We start from the raw sequence: 15,466 nt of genomic DNA, 5'->3' as shown, positions 1-15,466 counted from the left end.
TCTGCATGGACATCCGCACATCGATCCCTTCGGTAAGATTTCTGTTTGAGTGAGCCGATACCCTTTCGGTAAGATTTTAGCTGAGTGATCGCGAATGCTTGCTTCCTAATGATCATGTGGGATATACTATAGATTGATTGAATTGAAGATGCGGATGTAGTTCAATTGGCAGAGCGTCAGCTTCCCAAGCTGAATGTTGCGGGTTCGAGCCCCGTCATCCGCTCCAGAAAAGACAAGGCTTCCGAGATGTTTATCGGAAGCCTTTTTTCGTGTAGAATCTACAAATTCACTACAAACTTAATTTTCGGATTCCAGCAATTGAGAGAATTTATCAACCGCTGAAGAAAATCAAGAATGAATATTTTCAAACTTGCGTTTATGCTCTTCAATTTGTTGAAATGCCTGTTCTGGCAATGATTTTTCTCCTCCAATAAGACGAGCTTTTAATATCAATTCTGCTCCTTCGTCAAGTGTGGCGAGCAACTGTGCCGTTTCTACAGGAGATTTTCCAAACGCTAAAACTCCGTGATTAGCTAGAAGGACAGCAGAAATGCCTGGTTTTAGTTTTACCGCTTCAACTATTCCATTCACGGACGCATTAGAACCTCGAGGTGCCCATTTAATAACAGGTGCTGGTTCAGTCATTCCAAACCGCATAAGTGGTTCGTACACTACCGGAATAGGTTCGTGTGCAATGGCAAAAGCTGTTGCATTTGGGGCATGCGTATGAATAATGCCACCTACCGATTCTCTCGCTCTATATACAGCAGCATGCATTTGTATAATTTCAGCTTGAGCTGGCATAACTTCGCCTTCCAGAACTGTTCCATCTGTACGAATGACCGCAAAACTATCTTCATCTAAATTTGCAACATTCCCACCGCGTGTCATGAGCATAGTGTCTGAGGATAGCCTAGCAGACAAATTCGCATGAAAACCCCGGAACATAAGACCTGCATCACGAAGTAAATTTGCGGCATTGATGATATTTTGTTTACTTTCTTGAATATCCACCATGTATAACCCTCCATTGTGTTAATGATATCATACTGTATATTACAGTATATTATTTTGATGTCAATAGATAATTCATTTATAAGTAAAAATTTAGATAAAATTAACTGTTGAGTATATATGCAACTTCAATTATACTGTTTAACACAGTATGATTTCTTTTCAAATTGTATAGAGAGGGATTTTAATGGCAAAAGATACTAGTTTACCAGGGAAACAAAATCGTCATTTACCAGCTTTTATTTTGTTGTTTTTATCAAAAGAAGATACACATGGTGGTGCTCTTTGGAACAGAATGAACGAAATGATGCCGGCTAATTGGGGAATTGATAGTGGAGCGGTGTATCGTGTTTTACGTGATTTAGAAGAACGTCAATGTGTTACATCTTATTGGAATACAGAAGATACTGGACCAGCTAAACGTATTTATCATATAACTCCTATAGGATTAGATGAATTAAAAATGTGGTACGAGGACATATGTTTACGAAAAAAAAATCTGGATTTTTTTATACATGAGTATGAATCCTTGAATAGAATCCACGAGTTCAATGGAGAGACAAAAGAGTGAAACAAGTATCCGAACAGACATATCAATCTTGGTATAGATGGATTATATTTACTGTTGTTGTGTCGGGTACATTTATGGTGAATGTAGACAGTAGTATTATGAATGTTGCCCTGCCGGTTCTTGAAAAAGATTTTCATACAACGCCACAAGTTTTACAATGGGTGATTTCTGCATACTTACTTATGATTACAGGAATTTTACCGATTATAGGAACTCTATCAGATAGATTAGATAGAAAAACTGTTTTTTTAACAGGTATTGGTATATTCACTTTCGGTTCTTTACTTTGCGCTTTCTCTGAAAGTATTTTACAATTGATAGTTTTTCGAATTTTCCAGTCTATTGGCGGCGCTATTATTATGGGAAATGTTATGTCCATTGTTTCGTATATATTTCCGTCAGGTGAACGAGGTCGGCCTTTGGGTTTGGTTGGAAGCGTTGTAGCAGCTGGAACCATTGTCGGACCTTCCTTAGGTGGTTTTTTAATTTCTTCGTTTGGATGGCGATCTGTATTTTTAGTGAACTTGCCAATAGGTGCAATTTCGTTTATTGCAATAATTTTTGTATTAATGTCCATTCGTAGCAACCAAGCGAAAAATTCATTTGACGTGATAGGAGCTAGTTTATATTTTTTGGCCATTATTTGCTTACTACTGTTTATGTCGGAAGGTTCGACATGGGGGTGGGATAGCCTGGTCAGTTTTGTGACGATAACCATCTCCATTATCTCGTTTCTATTTTTGATTAGACGAGAAATATCGATAGAACATCCTATAATTCAAATTTCATTATTTCGTTCAAGCGCATTTTCAATTGGTAATTTTACTGGATATATATCCTATATCATGATGATGTTTCCGGGAATTTTACTGCCTTTGTATATGCATCAAGTATTACATATCTCTGAATCTCATATTGGATTTCTTCTTACACCACAGGCTGTATGCATGATTCTCTTTTCTCCAATCGGGGGATGGTTAGCTGATAAATATGGAACACATGGTCCAGCGATGATAGGATTATTATTCGCAACACTAGGACTCGGATTTATGTCAATGTTTCATATCCATACATCCTATTTAAATATTGTGATCGCGCTATCCTTATTTGGCATTGGAATTGGTTTATTTACATCCCCTAATAATGTTGCTGTACTTGAAAGTGCACCACTCGAAAAATCGGGAATTACAGGTAGTTTAATGGCTACCGTACGGAATTTTGGAAGAGTTTCAGGCGTAGCTTTATCTGTATTATTCTTACAACTATCGGGAAATCATTTGTACACGACTCAAGGATTTATTCACGCCACATCTTTTTCATTTACCATGGGGTTCTTTATAGGAATACTAGGGATACTACTTACTTTGATTCGGTTGATCATTCAACGTAAATTACGTGCGTTATGATAATGTCAAATCATTTTTTGTCTAGTAAGATTATTAAAGTAAAACATCCATCCAAATTTTCAAACTTGTAGCTAATATAAGTGCAGCAAGTATGAATCGAAGCCATCGGGTATTCATGTGTTTACTGATTCGAGCTCCTAGGGGAGCACCGAGTATACTTGCCCAAATCATAATAAGGGCTGGACCTAGTAAAACATCACCAGTAGAAAGTTTTCCTATGGTTGTACCAATAGAAGAAATGAGCGTTATAGCTAAAGAAGATGCTATGGTGACTCGCGTTGGAATTCGTAGAACGACAAGCATAATAGGCACTAAAATAAATGCGCCTGCCGCACCTACAATTCCACACAATATGCCTACTATAAATGAAGCTATGACAGCAATGGAACGCTGAAAGGTAATTTCTGTTACAGGAATTTCTTCTAATTCTTTGTTCGAGAAAAACATCATTATGGCAGCTACAGTCGCTAAGGAAGCATAGATAATATTGATCGTCGATTCAGGTAAAAATTTAGCTCCGAATGCCCCAATAAAACTTCCAATAAGGATGGCGCTACCCATGTATGAAATAAGCTTCCAATGGAGGAAATTCCCTTTTCGATAAGCCCATACTCCGGATCCTGCTGCAAATAATACCTGAACTGCACTGATGCCAGATACCTGGTGAGCTGTAAATGCTGCAACTCCCAGTAAAGGTGGTATATAGAGCAATAGTGGGTACTTGACAATTGAACCACCAATACCAAGCATTCCTGAAATAAACGAGCCTACCAATCCAATCGTTAAAATGGTAACAAAAGTAGCTAAACTCATAAACACATCCCCTAACAACATGAATAAAGTAGATATTTGTTTATATGCTCAGCTGGACAAGATTATACGTGTAGGGGTATGTAGGGTGGGAGACCATCGGTATATGGATATGGATTGATGCCATTTTGCACTTGCCTTATCATTGAGTTATTCAGAGATTGGGGCAAGTAGTCAGGTTTAAACCATTTTGCCTGGATCACTCGGATCACTCAGATAAGGGGGAATGGAGAGCATTGCTGAAAGGCTCAGAGGCTGGAGTCACAGTGACATTGAACACATACACTTCATCTTTTCTTCAAATAAAAATAACAACTACGATAAGCAGAATCGTTGACGGAACAAATCTCATGAGTACACCGATATGAAATCCAGTTACTTCCTTAGTGAAAATGTCTGAAATGAACGACAAATTTGTTTTGATTTTTTTACATAAACAGACATTGCATCAACACTACATTTGGATAAATCAAAGAATACGGTTGATTGAAAAGTTCATTGTATTTGAAAATGACATGCTTTGCTGAGTTACCCTTACAACTTGTTATATTCTTGGCACGAGAATTGCTGATACATTGGTATGTAAGTCAATTATGGAAAGGATTGACGATCATGAGTTCAGCACAAGTGAGTTCAATTGGGGAGTTTCGTGTCCCAAGCGTGGTCTATTCAGGAATCGGATCGCTGGAGAAACTGGGAAGTGTAGTATCGAATCTTGGATCACGGGTGTTGGTTGTAACGGACAAGATTATGATGGATTTAGGACATGTTGAACGAGTTTCAACCCTCTTGAAACAATCCGGTCTGGAATACACGGTGTATGCAGGTGTGAACGCAGAGCCGACAGACATACATGTTGAAGAAGCACTAAGTGAATTTATCCAGCATCATTGCGATTTGGTCGTTAGTATTGGTGGTGGCAGTTGCATAGACGCAGCCAAGGCAGTCGCCGTTATGGCTGTTCACGAAGGTTACATTGGACAGTACATGGGGAGTAACAGGTTGTTCGATAAAACGCCAATACCTTTGATTGCAATTCCGACCACAGCGGGAACCGGATCGGAAGTAACAAGCGTTACGGTTATCACTCATACAAAAGCTGATATTAAAATGATGATTCGCCAACCGGCACTGATTCCATACGTGGCTATTGTCGATCCGTTGCTCACCATTTCGTCTCCACCTCAGGTGACAGCTGCTACGGGAATTGATGCGCTTTGCCATGCGATAGAGGCGTATATTTCAAAGCGGAGACATCCTCTCACTGATACGTTAGCCATGTCGGCAATTCAAAAAATTGTTAACCACATCGAAAGAGCCTATGTCAATGGTGAAGACCTCGTGGCTCGTGAAGCCATGTCCATTGCAGCGATGGAGGCGGGTATGGCATTTACCAATGCTTCAGTTTGCCTCGTGCACGGTATGTCTCGTCCCATCGGAGCAGTTTTTCACGTTCCGCACGGTATATCGAACGCAATGCTGCTGCCAACGGTTTTGGATTATTCGAAAGATGCTTGTACAGATCGACTTGCAAATATTGGCCGAGCGCTGAATCTCGGAGATGAGAGCAGTTCTGACGAAGATGTGGCCAACAGTACCGTTCAACACGTGTCGCAGCTTTGTGCAAAGTTGGATATTCCCAACATGAAACAATGGGGCATTGATGAAAACGAGTTCATAAAGACTTTAGACAAAATGGCTACGGATGCAATTGCAAGTGGAAGTCCGGCAAACAATCCGAAGGTACCTTCTCATGAAGAGATTGTACAACTCTACAAATCGGCTTATGCAATGGACTTTTCTTTTCAATGAAGAAAACTCGCGCGTAAGTTTGCAGGAGTTGTTTGAAGATACATTATATAAGATACCCATTTGGGAGGTAGTGGACATATGACAAAATCGTCAACAGAAATTAAGACCCTCAAGAACTATATAGGCGGTCAGTGGATAGAGGCACAGACTGAGAAATATGAGGACGTACCGAATCCCGCAACAGATCAAACAATAGCCCGCGTTCCACTTTCGACCCCAAACGACATTGATATAGCTGTCAAAGAGGCGACTAAAGCTTTTGCGGTTTGGAGTAAAACACCTGTTCCCAAACGAGCTCGAATCCTCTTTCGGTATCAACAACTGCTGGTTGAGCACTGGGACGAACTCGCTCGCCTCATCACCGTTGAAAACGGCAAAAGCTATAAAGAAGCCTATGGAGAGGTGCAACGCAGTATTGAGAATGTCGAGTTTGCTGCTGGTGCTCCAACACTGATGATGGGGGAACAGTTGACGGAAATTGCATCTGGGCTCGATTCTGCCATGTATCGTTATCCGGTTGGTGTTGTCGCAGGGATTACGCCGTTTAACTTTCCAATGATGGTTCCATGCTGGATGTTTCCGCTTGCCATTGCTTGCGGCAATACCTTCATTCTCAAACCGTCCGAACGGACACCAATGATGGCGCAGCGTCTTGTGGAACTGTTCAACGAAGCAGGACTTCCGCAAGGCGTCCTCAATATTGTTCACGGTGCTCATGACGCCGTAAATGGTTTGCTGGAACACAAAGGTATCAAGGCAATTTCCTTTGTCGGATCGCAACCTGTTGCAGAGTATGTCTATAGAACGGCTGCACAAAACGGAAAGCGGGTGCAAGCTTTAGCGGGTGCAAAGAATCATACGATTGTTCTTCCGGATGCCGATCTCGATTTGGCTGTAGAGCAAATCATTGGTGCAGCCTTTGGTTCTGCTGGGGAGCGATGCATGGCTTGTTCCGTAGTTGTTGCAGTAGGAGATATTGCAGATGAGCTTGTTTTTAGACTCAAGGAAGCATCGGATCAGATCCGGATAGGAAATGGATTGAATGAAGAAGTATTCTTGGGTCCGTTAATTCGTGAGAGTCATCGTCAAAAAACTCTCGGCTACATTGAATCTGGCGTGAAACAAGGGGCTCAGTTGGTGCGCGATGGTCGTTTAGACAGTGTCGAAGAAAATGGATATTTTGTAGGTCCTACCATCTTCGATCAAGTCAGTACGGAGATGACGATTTGGAAAGATGAGATTTTTGCACCGGTACTTTCCGTTGTACGCGTCAACACGCTCACCGAGGCGATTGAATTGACGAATCAATCCCGGTTTGCCAATGGTGCCTGCATTTTTACTGATAGTGCGAGTGCGATTCGGCAATTTCGAGAAGAAATCGATGCTGGTATGCTTGGAGTCAACATCGGGGTGCCTGCACCGATGGCATTTTTCCCGTTTTCTGGTTGGAAAGATTCGTTCTATGGTGACCTTCACGCAAATGGCAAGGACGGCGTCAATTTCTACACCAGGAGAAAAATGGTGACTGTGCGAATGTAATCCTTTGGGACATTAACACACTATTCGAATTCAATTTAAAGTTTTTATAGGATTGGGTAGCAGGAAATTAGCTGACTTATAATGATGGAAGATTACACAATCCTTTGATGCTAATCTTCATAAAACGACTCCGACCAGTTGATAACAAACGGCCGGAGTCATTCTGCAATTTAACAATTTAAGCCCCTTCAGTCGCTTGTGGAGTCCGGAGCCACACACCCTGCAGCCAGAACAGTGCAATGGCAGCAAGAACAACACCGCCAATCATGAATAGAAAGCCGTCATTGTACGAATGTGTCGCAGATACAATGCCGCCGATGATAAGCGGTGCAATAAAACCCCCAATCTGACCTCCGAAGTTCACAAAACCGGTAAATGTACCGCGCAAACTGTCGGGCAAAAGATCAAGTGCAACACCCCAAATTGGACCAAAACCACCGTAAAGGAAGAAAGCAGCGGCACAGAGTCCGACCACACTTCCATCAACAGTACCTGTAGTATACGCAATGTATAGTGATACGCCCGCTATCAAGTAGCTAATCGCAATCATGGTGGCACGGAAGCGGTACAACAGTTTGTTGCCAAGGAAGCCAAGAATGACAAGTCCTAAAAATCCAAACCAGTAGGGTAAAGAGGCATCTACACCGAGCGCTGAAAGCGTTATATGGCGTGCCTGACTTAGGTAGGATGGCATCCATCCCAGGAATCCCCAGTATGCGATATTAAAAAATAAATAGGCAAAGAACGCAAGCCTAATCATCGGATATGCCAAGACATCAGACCATGTTGCATGCAGTCCTTTACGATTTATGATTTCGGTATGCACGATACCTTCTGAAGGTTTGTGTGGAATCAGGAAGGAAATCAAAATGGCCATGAACACGCCCGGAATAATAAACCAATAGAACATGCCATGCCAACCGGCTACTTAAAGTAGCCAGACGGCTAACGGAGCCACAATAGCCGGACCTAGGGCAATAGATATCAAAAAAAGCCCGTTTGCAGCTGACCGCTGTTTCGATGGAAAAAAGTCTCCAATTAATTTGAATTGAGCGCCATTTTCGAGACCTTCCCCAACGCCAAACAGAACTCGGACAACAATCAGAAATCCAACGGACATGGCCATACCTGTCATGCCTGTGAAGATGGACCACCAAATGAGTGCAATCACAAGTAATTTCTTAGCACCAATTTTATCAGCGAGAATACCACCCGGAATTTGTAAAATGGCATAACCAAATGTAAATGCGGATAAGACTGCTCCGAAGGCCACTGGACTAATGTGCAATGCCTTTTGAATGGTAGGATCTGCAATTGAAATGTTGATTCGGTCCAAATAAGCCACAAACATCATACTCTCATGAGCTAATGAGAATGTAAGATGATGTAACATTCACAGGTTGTATGGCGTCTATATAGAGAGGTGATTGAAATGTCCAAATTATTGTTTATTTTCAGTTTGATGCTGTCGTTGTTACTGACTGGTTATGGTCAGCTTCCACATGTTGTTGCAAAAAAAGGGGCACAATGGGTGCCATTTCCTAAAACAAAAGATATTCAACATGTTTACGTAGTTTATGGATTGGCAGCTAGGTCATATAGTCCTAAAAAACAATCAAAGACAATAGCCCAGATTGAAAACTGGTTAACTAAGACTCAACCTGTATCCATACAACTTCCACCACCTCCCAATCCGCCCATCATAACAAACGCAAATACAAATCCTGCAAAACTAGTATTGCAGTTATCCTCTAAACAGCAAATTTTGATTAGTCCTGCATACTATATGTCGGGACATTCACAAGAACCGAAAGCGTTGTATCACTTTGTGAGTGGCGTGATTTCGTACCAGATTAAAAATAAAACTCTCTATTTTAAGGACAAAGATTTGTATAACTGGCTAAAAAACAACCAATGGAAAGATGAATTTAGCACCAATTAAATCAATGAGTTTTGTGGATTTTCTGTTACTTTCGGTTGCTGATCACGAAACAGGTATGGTAACGGATATAGGTTGTGAATTGCATTTGGGTTACAAGGTGTTCTGCTTGAACCAGTTGTAGGAAACGTAGTTGAACGTGCTCCATATCAATATATTGATTGCTACGGATGTGTTGCTGGGTATCGTGTTTATGGAAAATTCCACTGCTTTACGCAGTACACGCATTACTCATGCTGGTGTTTTTTTAACTTGTTCTTGTCGCAGGGTATTTAACTCCATGGACCAACGTTAGTTGGATAGTTGTTATTCCACTTCTTGTTACAGAAGATGAGTTGGTTCTTGCCAACTCGATTATTGAAACGATTTGGAAAGGCGCTTTATTGCGGTATCCTCTTTCTGGAAGACTTTTGATTGCGTGATTTGTGGCAACTGTGGCAGTTTTCGTTGATGGAGTATTGTTTTGGGTAGCCACAGGCTACCTTGTTGTACAAAAAATCCTGAATATGAATAAGCAGATGAAGACCATGGATTCAAAACTGTAACTAGCGGATTGCTGCTCAAGACAACATTTCACAAATGGCTGAACGGACTCTTCAGCATGCCTTTTGGCAAATTGACAAATTGTCTTAGCGGTGGTTTTGCTTTATTTTGATGGTGCTATCCATATAACAAAGGTTTAGATTAGAAAGAGGAGTGTGTATGGGAATAACTTTTACCACACTCCTCAAGCAGTCGAAAAGAGTTATAGAAACATTTTTCTATTAAAATAAATTTTTAATACTCATGTTCAACTTTACAGATGCGAGTGCGGAATTTTTGATACCATATAGATTTTCCTTTTGATTTTGCAAACTGATGAAAAGCGTTTCGACTCCAGGCTTCGATGGAAGCAAGAGAATCCCAGTAGGAAACAATAATTCCAAGTTCATCTTCAGCGCTCTCTATTCCAAGAAATCCTTCTTGTTCAGATGCAGCTTGAATAATCTCTTCTGTCATTTCATGGTATCCACTTAAATCCTCACCGGGAGCAACCGTTAGGATGACGGAATAGTAGGGGGGCCTAGGTGTATTTGAAACAATGGTTTTTGACTTTGTCATCATACTGTCTCCTTTCCTCATCTCAATAAGTTTAATGTCGTTCTTTCATGTGCGTGGCCACATATTCAGCATCGACGATAAATAATCGTCTAAACCAAAGCAATAAAGGACTCAACACGACTAAACCTAACAATAATACGAGGAGTGTCGAGCGAAACATTAAAGAATTTGAAGACGATGATTGAAGGGTTAAATATGGGTATAACAGATACGGAGCATGAGCAATAGCATAACCAAGTTGAGATAAAACAACTTGTGCCAAGGCCAATCCAAGTTGCCATAAAGCTCTCATATTTGATATTTTTCGATCGCGTCGAGTAGAAAGAATCAAACTGTAACTGAGTAAAAAGGCGAGGAGAGATCCTACCATTAAAAATATAAAAGTTGGGTGGCGTAATCCATTTTCCATCAGATGCATGCCGTGTGGAGTAGGATAAAATAGAGCACTGGCTCCTAAAAACAGACTAACAGACCCTATCCATCGAGCGCCGGAAACAAAGCGATAATAAGCGCTCCATTGTTCTGCCTGCTGAGCATAGCGTGCAAGAAAAAGTGCAGAAAGGTAAAGGGATAGTGCTACACCAAAGGCCATATATAGGTATACAGAAATACTTGTAAAAAACATTTTGACATGAAATATCAGATGACCGTCAATAAGGCTTATATACCCTCCTTGTGAAAGAGGAAGTAACGCAATAAACATGCCAGGCAGCAAAAGGCCTGTCAAACCAGAAACAAATAGGGTATGCGTTTGAAACCGTTGAGAAGCATATCCAAACTGTAAATAAGCTCCACGTAAGGATAGTAAAATTAATAACAGGGTAGCAGGAAGGGCAAGTATTGTGCCGTAAGTAAATGCAGCTTTAGGAAATAATCCTACTAAGGCAACCGGAATGACAATCAGAAAGGCATTAATTAATTCCCAAGTTGGTGATAGGTATGTCGATGCTACTGATTCCGCATATGCAAATCCTCTCATATGAAAAAACCATCGCCAAAAACTTGAACCAAAATCTATAGCCCCTAGAATAGAGTAAACAAAGACCAGCAGCCAAAAAAACCATGCTCCCATAATCAGAATGGTCATGCTTTCACGCCCTTTGTAGCAGACGTATGGATGAATGATTCAGATGGCTCGGACTCACAAACAGTGTGTTTCTTAAAATAGACGCGCAGTGACCATACGGTTGCTATGAGAAGCACTGTAAAAAGAGCCATAAACCCACCAAACATCCAGCCGATTCCAGGGGCAGTAGTAACTGCTTCTCTGACAGTCATCAGATTGTAGATAATCCAAGGTTGTCGTGCCTCTTCTGCAAAAATCCAGCCGTCTTCAATGCCAGCCATAGCTAAAAATCCAGAAAAAACGATAAGTTTTAGAAACCAGCGTGCAGAAAGTAAGTTGATCTTCTTCCATTTAAAATAGAAATAAATCATAGAAAGAAGAATACAAAAAGTTCCTATACCAACCATAGCATCAAACATGAGGTGAACAGGGATGAGATCTGGCCAGGTCCATCTTGCAAAAGCATCCAATCCTATTACAGGTCTATTAAAGTGCATGGTTGCAAGCCAGCTCAAGAAGCCAGGGATAGGAATTCCACCTATAATTTTTTGCTGATGCACGTTGACTATACCGCCGATGACCAAAGGCGCGTAACGGGTTGTATGAAACAACCCTTCTGCTGCAGCTAATTTCTCAGGTTGATAAGTGGCCATCATTTTCCCGGATGCATCTCCAAAAAAAGCCGTTAAAATTCCTGCTATCCCACCAACCAACATAGTGAGAGTTAAATTCTGCCGGTGATAACGTTGTTCAAACTCACTCAATCCCTTTTTCAGTAGAGATACAGCGGCAACTGCAGCAAAGACAAAAGCTACGGCCATATAAGCCGATGTTAATACATGACCTAGTTCTTCTGGCATGGATGGGTTAATCATAGCTTTCCAGGGATTAGCGTATAATATTTTTCCGTTATCCCATTTTATACCTGTCGGTGTATTCATAAAGGCATTGACATCCGTAACTAAAAGTGCAGATAGCGCCGCACCAATAGAAACTCCAAGACTAGCAAAAATCCGTGTACGTTGACTAATTTTATCAGCACCATAAACATAAATAGCAAGGAATAGTGATTCCATAATAAAAGCGAAAATTTCCAATTCAAAAGGGATGTTAATGATTTGTCCGACAACAGCCATAAACTTTGGCCATAGAACGGAGAGCATAACTGCTACTGTTGTACCCGTTACAATACCAACACCTACCAGCAAAACAGCCACACGAGTAAGTCGTTTGGCAAATAGTTGATAACTTGTGTCCTTTTTTTTGGCAGCCATTATTTCAGCCAAAAAAATTAAAAATGGAATTCCCACACCAAGCGTAGCGTAAGTAATATGATAGCCTAATGTTACACCGAATAAAGTTCGTGCAAGGGTTAAATCAGACATACTCGTCACACTCCTCTTTGCTTATCCAGCATATTCATTGTAGCTCTGAGGAGAAGTTTCAGGATATCAGGGAAGTTCCTGATATACGTACAGAGTTTAAATTACATGAGTAATGTGGAGTCGGAATGGAGAATCGGATCAATCGATGGACGCTATACATTAGGTTTGAGGATGTGAAGAAGGATCATCAGGAAGAGAAGAGATTCAATATATCCATTTTTTAAGGCATAATTGACAAGTTCAGCACGTGATTCTAGATTTAGTCTTTTCATAATATTAGAACGATGTGTTTCTACTGTTTTGACGCTAATATGAAGTCGTTTAGAAATTTCCTTATTAGTAAATCCATTGGCTAATAAAATCAAAACTTCTGTCTCTCGAGGAGAAAGTTCATGGAAAAAATTTTCTGCCTTAGATTTGTGCAAAATCCGATTGATTGTCTCTTGAGATAGACGTTTGGGTAAATAAGGATTCCTAACCGTACCCTTACGCACAGCTTCTAAAATTTCAGTACTATCATCGTTTTTAAACAATATCCCATCTACTCCAGCAGCTAGCATACGTTCAACGTGTATATCATCATCAAACATCGTTAACATGATAATGCGAATTTGAGGAGACATTTCACGAATGTGCCTTGCAGCCGTAATCCCATCTAGACCGAGTGGCATATGAACATCCATTAAAATCACGTCAGGAGATAATCGCTCAGCTAATATAAGAGCTTCATCGCCAGAAGTTCCTTCTCCAACTACAGTAATATCAGATACTCCTTCAAAAATGAGACGCAGTCCTTGTCGAACCAGTGTATGATCGTCCACTATAACCACTTTTATAGTTCCCATTCAGTGTCATCCCTTTTTTATGTTTATTTTTATTTTGAAAAAGTTGAAATTAAGAAAGTATCATTGGATTCGGAAATTGGACTTCTATCTTTGTACCCTTTCCAGGTAACGAATCTATGTTCCATTCCCCCTGTAATGCGGACACGCGTTCTTTGATGTTCTTTAAACCGTATCCTGTACTATTTTTGATTTTGTCCATATGAAATCCCATACCATTGTCGAAAATAGTCACTTTACACATATGATTGCAAGAGAGAGAAATAGAAATTTGAGTCGCTTTTCCATGTAAAATAGCGTTATGCAAAGCTTCTTGTACAATGCGATATACGTGTACGGCACTTCGATTTAAATCATCGTGAATCCAGTTGTTATCAATCACAACTTTTATTTCGCGTCGATGGGACGACATTTGTTCAGCTAGCATGCGAATGGCTGCTGTAAGTCCAAGGTCGTAAAGAACAGCAGGATATAAATCTCGAGACATAGCTCGTACTTCGTCTGAGCATAACTTCACTTGTTTTCTAATTTCCTCAATTCTCTTCTGAAGATGGATTGGAGCATTTCGTTTGAGATGGTCCAGACTTAAATCAATGCCATATAAAGTTTGTGAAATACTGTCATGTAATTCTTGAGAAATTCTTTTTCTCTCTTCTTCTTGTACTTCCAAGGTTCTTTGATTTAATTGAGCTCGTGTTTCCAATTCCTTTGCTTGACGCTCAATAGTAACATCCCGAATGGTAATCACCATATCACGTGAAGAAGTATTATTAGGAGTGGACAAAAAAGTTCTACTCATTCCAACAGGTACAAAAGTACCCATTTTAGTTGGTAGATCGGATTCAAAATAACTTTGCCTAGGTTGACTGGCTAAAAAACATCTTTCTTCTCCTGGTTCCACTTTTCTCTGCTGGCAATATAAGCAATATGGAATGATATCTCCAACTTCCCAGCCTGTCATACGTGTGGCCGAAGGATTAATAAATACAATAATTCTTTTCTTATCCATGACTATAATTCCATCGTTCAATAAATTAAATAGTTCTCGAAGTCTAGAATTCTCGTCTTCGATGCTAGATTTCATAGGACACACTCCAATATGATAAATTCCAATATCTATGAATTAGATTAAATTCTATCCTATTCTTCATAAGAACATCATCAGAGTTTTCTCTGATGTTTTATAACTTGCTTTCATCATACACTCTGCTCATGAGAGGAGAGTGTTTTTTTGACGGCCATTTAAATTTTTCTTGCTGTGTTGTCTGGAGGAATTGTTGGATTTTCTTTACGATTGCTCGGTGGTGGGGGATCCATTTTAGCTGTTCCACTATTGCTTTACGTAGTAGGAATTGGCGATCCACATGTGGTCATTGGTAGTACAGCATTTGCAGTTGCTGTAAATGCATTTTAAAAATTGATACCTCACGCTAGACACCAACATGTAAAATGGAAAATTGCAGTACAATTTGCTATTCCAGGTGCAATTGGAGCCTATGCTGGTTCAGCCGTAGGCAAATGGGTACCTGATAATCAAATTTTATTTTTGTTTGCGATTCTAATAATTATCATGGCTATTCGAATGATTATGCCCAAAAAACATCAGGCGGAAGATACTTTACATGTTCAAAATCAAGCGAATGTTTTCAAAATCATCATGATTGGGATGGCCGTAGGTTTTACATCAGGATTTTTTGGTATCGGTGGTAGTTTTCTCATTGTTCCTGGTCTAATGTTTTCGGCAGGTTTACCAATGATTGATGCTATTGGCTCTTCACTCTTCTCAGTTGGAACTTTTGGACTAACTACCGCTATAAATTATAGTATTTCAGGCCTTGTCAACTGGTGGGTTGTCATAGAATACATCGCAGGCGGAATGGTAGGAGAATTGTTGGAACCGTTTTAGCTTCTCGACTCAGTTCAAAACGTCGAACTTTAAATTATATTTTTCTGGTGTGGTTTTTGTGGTCGCCATCTATAT

15 protein-coding genes, 1 tRNA gene and 1 pseudogene are annotated in these 15,466 nt (G+C 40.3%); 8 read left to right on the top strand and 9 right to left on the bottom strand.

The window, feature by feature from the left end:
• Window positions 1–150: 150 nt before the first annotated feature.
• Window positions 151–226: transfer RNA gene (locus BUA75_RS03720), tRNA-Gly, on the top strand.
• A gap of 122 nt (window positions 227–348) precedes the next feature.
• On the opposite strand, the gene BUA75_RS03715 is transcribed toward BUA75_RS03720, so the two are convergent.
• The gene (locus tag BUA75_RS03715; protein ID WP_072873240.1) at window positions 349–1,017 is read right to left on the bottom strand and encodes a class II aldolase/adducin family protein; all 669 of its coding nucleotides are present in this window, start codon (window positions 1,015–1,017) and stop codon (window positions 349–351) included.
• A gap of 184 nt (window positions 1,018–1,201) precedes the next feature.
• On the opposite strand from BUA75_RS03715, the gene BUA75_RS03710 reads away from it, so the two are divergent.
• Window positions 1,202–1,585, top strand: coding sequence for a PadR family transcriptional regulator (locus BUA75_RS03710; RefSeq protein ID WP_072873239.1), 384 nt, complete (start codon window positions 1,202–1,204; stop codon window positions 1,583–1,585).
• The gene (locus BUA75_RS03705) at window positions 1,582–2,991 is read left to right on the top strand and encodes an MFS transporter (RefSeq protein ID WP_072873238.1); all 1,410 of its coding nucleotides are present in this window, start codon (window positions 1,582–1,584) and stop codon (window positions 2,989–2,991) included. The genes BUA75_RS03710 and BUA75_RS03705 overlap by 4 nt, the downstream gene beginning before the upstream one ends.
• A 33-nt stretch (window positions 2,992–3,024) precedes the next feature.
• On the opposite strand, the gene BUA75_RS03700 is transcribed toward BUA75_RS03705, so the two are convergent.
• On the bottom strand, window positions 3,025–3,804 hold the full coding sequence (locus BUA75_RS03700; protein WP_072873237.1) for a sulfite exporter TauE/SafE family protein: 780 nt from the start codon (window positions 3,802–3,804) through the stop codon (window positions 3,025–3,027).
• A 609-nt stretch (window positions 3,805–4,413) separates the two neighbouring features.
• On the opposite strand from BUA75_RS03700, the gene BUA75_RS03695 reads away from it, so the two are divergent.
• Entirely contained in the window at window positions 4,414–5,613 is a 1,200-nt protein-coding gene (locus tag BUA75_RS03695) for an iron-containing alcohol dehydrogenase (RefSeq protein WP_072873251.1), read from the top strand.
• 78 nt (window positions 5,614–5,691) lie between these two features.
• Window positions 5,692–7,152 (top strand): CoA-acylating methylmalonate-semialdehyde dehydrogenase, encoded by a 1,461-nt coding sequence (locus BUA75_RS03690; RefSeq protein ID WP_072873236.1) that lies wholly within the window; start codon window positions 5,692–5,694, stop codon window positions 7,150–7,152.
• Window positions 7,153–7,330: 178 nt separating this feature from the next.
• Here the strand turns inward: BUA75_RS03690 and BUA75_RS16480 are convergent.
• Together BUA75_RS16480 and BUA75_RS16475 are read right to left on the bottom strand one after the other, a co-directional pair.
• A pseudogene (locus BUA75_RS16480) lies at window positions 7,331–8,065 on the bottom strand (MFS transporter); the annotation flags it as partial.
• 15 nt (window positions 8,066–8,080) lie between these two features.
• Window positions 8,081–8,497, bottom strand: coding sequence for an MFS transporter (locus tag BUA75_RS16475; protein WP_165611937.1), 417 nt, complete (start codon window positions 8,495–8,497; stop codon window positions 8,081–8,083).
• Window positions 8,498–8,584: 87 nt separating this feature from the next.
• On the opposite strand from BUA75_RS16475, the gene BUA75_RS03675 reads away from it, so the two are divergent.
• On the top strand, window positions 8,585–9,094 hold the full coding sequence (locus BUA75_RS03675; RefSeq protein WP_072873233.1) for a hypothetical protein: 510 nt from the start codon (window positions 8,585–8,587) through the stop codon (window positions 9,092–9,094).
• 774 nt (window positions 9,095–9,868) lie between these two features.
• On the opposite strand, the gene BUA75_RS03670 is transcribed toward BUA75_RS03675, so the two are convergent.
• From BUA75_RS03670 to BUA75_RS03650, 5 genes are all read right to left on the bottom strand, one after another.
• On the bottom strand, window positions 9,869–10,192 hold the full coding sequence (locus BUA75_RS03670) for an antibiotic biosynthesis monooxygenase family protein (RefSeq protein WP_072873232.1): 324 nt from the start codon (window positions 10,190–10,192) through the stop codon (window positions 9,869–9,871).
• A gap of 31 nt (window positions 10,193–10,223) precedes the next feature.
• A complete protein-coding gene (locus BUA75_RS03665; RefSeq protein WP_072873231.1) occupies window positions 10,224–11,279 on the bottom strand; it encodes a cytochrome d ubiquinol oxidase subunit II in 1,056 nt (351 codons plus the stop codon).
• Window positions 11,276–12,643, bottom strand: a complete 1,368-nt coding sequence (locus BUA75_RS03660) for a cytochrome ubiquinol oxidase subunit I (RefSeq protein WP_072873230.1) — start codon at window positions 12,641–12,643, stop codon at window positions 11,276–11,278. The genes BUA75_RS03665 and BUA75_RS03660 overlap by 4 nt, the downstream gene beginning before the upstream one ends.
• A 152-nt stretch (window positions 12,644–12,795) precedes the next feature.
• Window positions 12,796–13,488 (bottom strand): response regulator transcription factor, encoded by a 693-nt coding sequence (locus BUA75_RS03655; RefSeq protein ID WP_072873229.1) that lies wholly within the window; start codon window positions 13,486–13,488, stop codon window positions 12,796–12,798.
• Between the two features lie 49 nt (window positions 13,489–13,537).
• Entirely contained in the window at window positions 13,538–14,569 is a 1,032-nt protein-coding gene (locus tag BUA75_RS03650; protein WP_072873228.1) for a sensor histidine kinase, read from the bottom strand.
• A 174-nt stretch (window positions 14,570–14,743) separates the two neighbouring features.
• Between BUA75_RS03650 and BUA75_RS16255 the strand changes: the two genes are divergently transcribed.
• Together BUA75_RS16255 and BUA75_RS16250 are read left to right on the top strand one after the other, a co-directional pair.
• A complete protein-coding gene (locus BUA75_RS16255) occupies window positions 14,744–14,899 on the top strand; it encodes a hypothetical protein (RefSeq protein WP_238413699.1) in 156 nt (51 codons plus the stop codon).
• A gap of 3 nt (window positions 14,900–14,902) precedes the next feature.
• Window positions 14,903–15,391, top strand: coding sequence for a sulfite exporter TauE/SafE family protein (locus BUA75_RS16250; RefSeq protein WP_238413700.1), 489 nt, complete (start codon window positions 14,903–14,905; stop codon window positions 15,389–15,391).
• The last annotated feature ends 75 nt before the right edge of the window (window positions 15,392–15,466 follow it).

This window comes from Alicyclobacillus tolerans (assembly GCF_900142255.1).
Taxonomy (GTDB): Bacteria; Bacillota; Bacilli; order Alicyclobacillales; family Alicyclobacillaceae; genus Alicyclobacillus_I; species Alicyclobacillus_I tolerans.
This window is presented reverse-complemented; position numbering and strand designations above follow the sequence as displayed.

What these genes read in the sequence shown, in the direction of transcription:
- BUA75_RS03715 (WP_072873240.1), bottom strand. Translation starts at nt 1,017, where the DNA reads ATGGTGGATATTCAAGAAAGTAAACAAAATATCATCAATGCCGCAAAT.
- BUA75_RS03670 (WP_072873232.1), bottom strand. Translation starts at nt 10,192, where the DNA reads ATGACAAAGTCAAAAACCATTGTTTCAAATACACCTAGGCCCCCCTAC.
- BUA75_RS03695 (WP_072873251.1), top strand. Translation starts at nt 4,414, where the DNA reads ATGAGTTCAGCACAAGTGAGTTCAATTGGGGAGTTTCGTGTCCCAAGC.
- BUA75_RS03655 (WP_072873229.1), bottom strand. Translation starts at nt 13,488, where the DNA reads ATGGGAACTATAAAAGTGGTTATAGTGGACGATCATACACTGGTTCGA.
- BUA75_RS03675 (WP_072873233.1), top strand. Translation starts at nt 8,585, where the DNA reads ATGTCCAAATTATTGTTTATTTTCAGTTTGATGCTGTCGTTGTTACTG.
- BUA75_RS03710 (WP_072873239.1), top strand. Translation starts at nt 1,202, where the DNA reads ATGGCAAAAGATACTAGTTTACCAGGGAAACAAAATCGTCATTTACCA.
- BUA75_RS03665 (WP_072873231.1), bottom strand. Translation starts at nt 11,279, where the DNA reads ATGACCATTCTGATTATGGGAGCATGGTTTTTTTGGCTGCTGGTCTTT.
- BUA75_RS03650 (WP_072873228.1), bottom strand. Translation starts at nt 14,569, where the DNA reads ATGAAATCTAGCATCGAAGACGAGAATTCTAGACTTCGAGAACTATTT.
- BUA75_RS03660 (WP_072873230.1), bottom strand. Translation starts at nt 12,643, where the DNA reads ATGTCTGATTTAACCCTTGCACGAACTTTATTCGGTGTAACATTAGGC.
- BUA75_RS03690 (WP_072873236.1), top strand. Translation starts at nt 5,692, where the DNA reads ATGACAAAATCGTCAACAGAAATTAAGACCCTCAAGAACTATATAGGC.
- BUA75_RS03700 (WP_072873237.1), bottom strand. Translation starts at nt 3,804, where the DNA reads ATGAGTTTAGCTACTTTTGTTACCATTTTAACGATTGGATTGGTAGGC.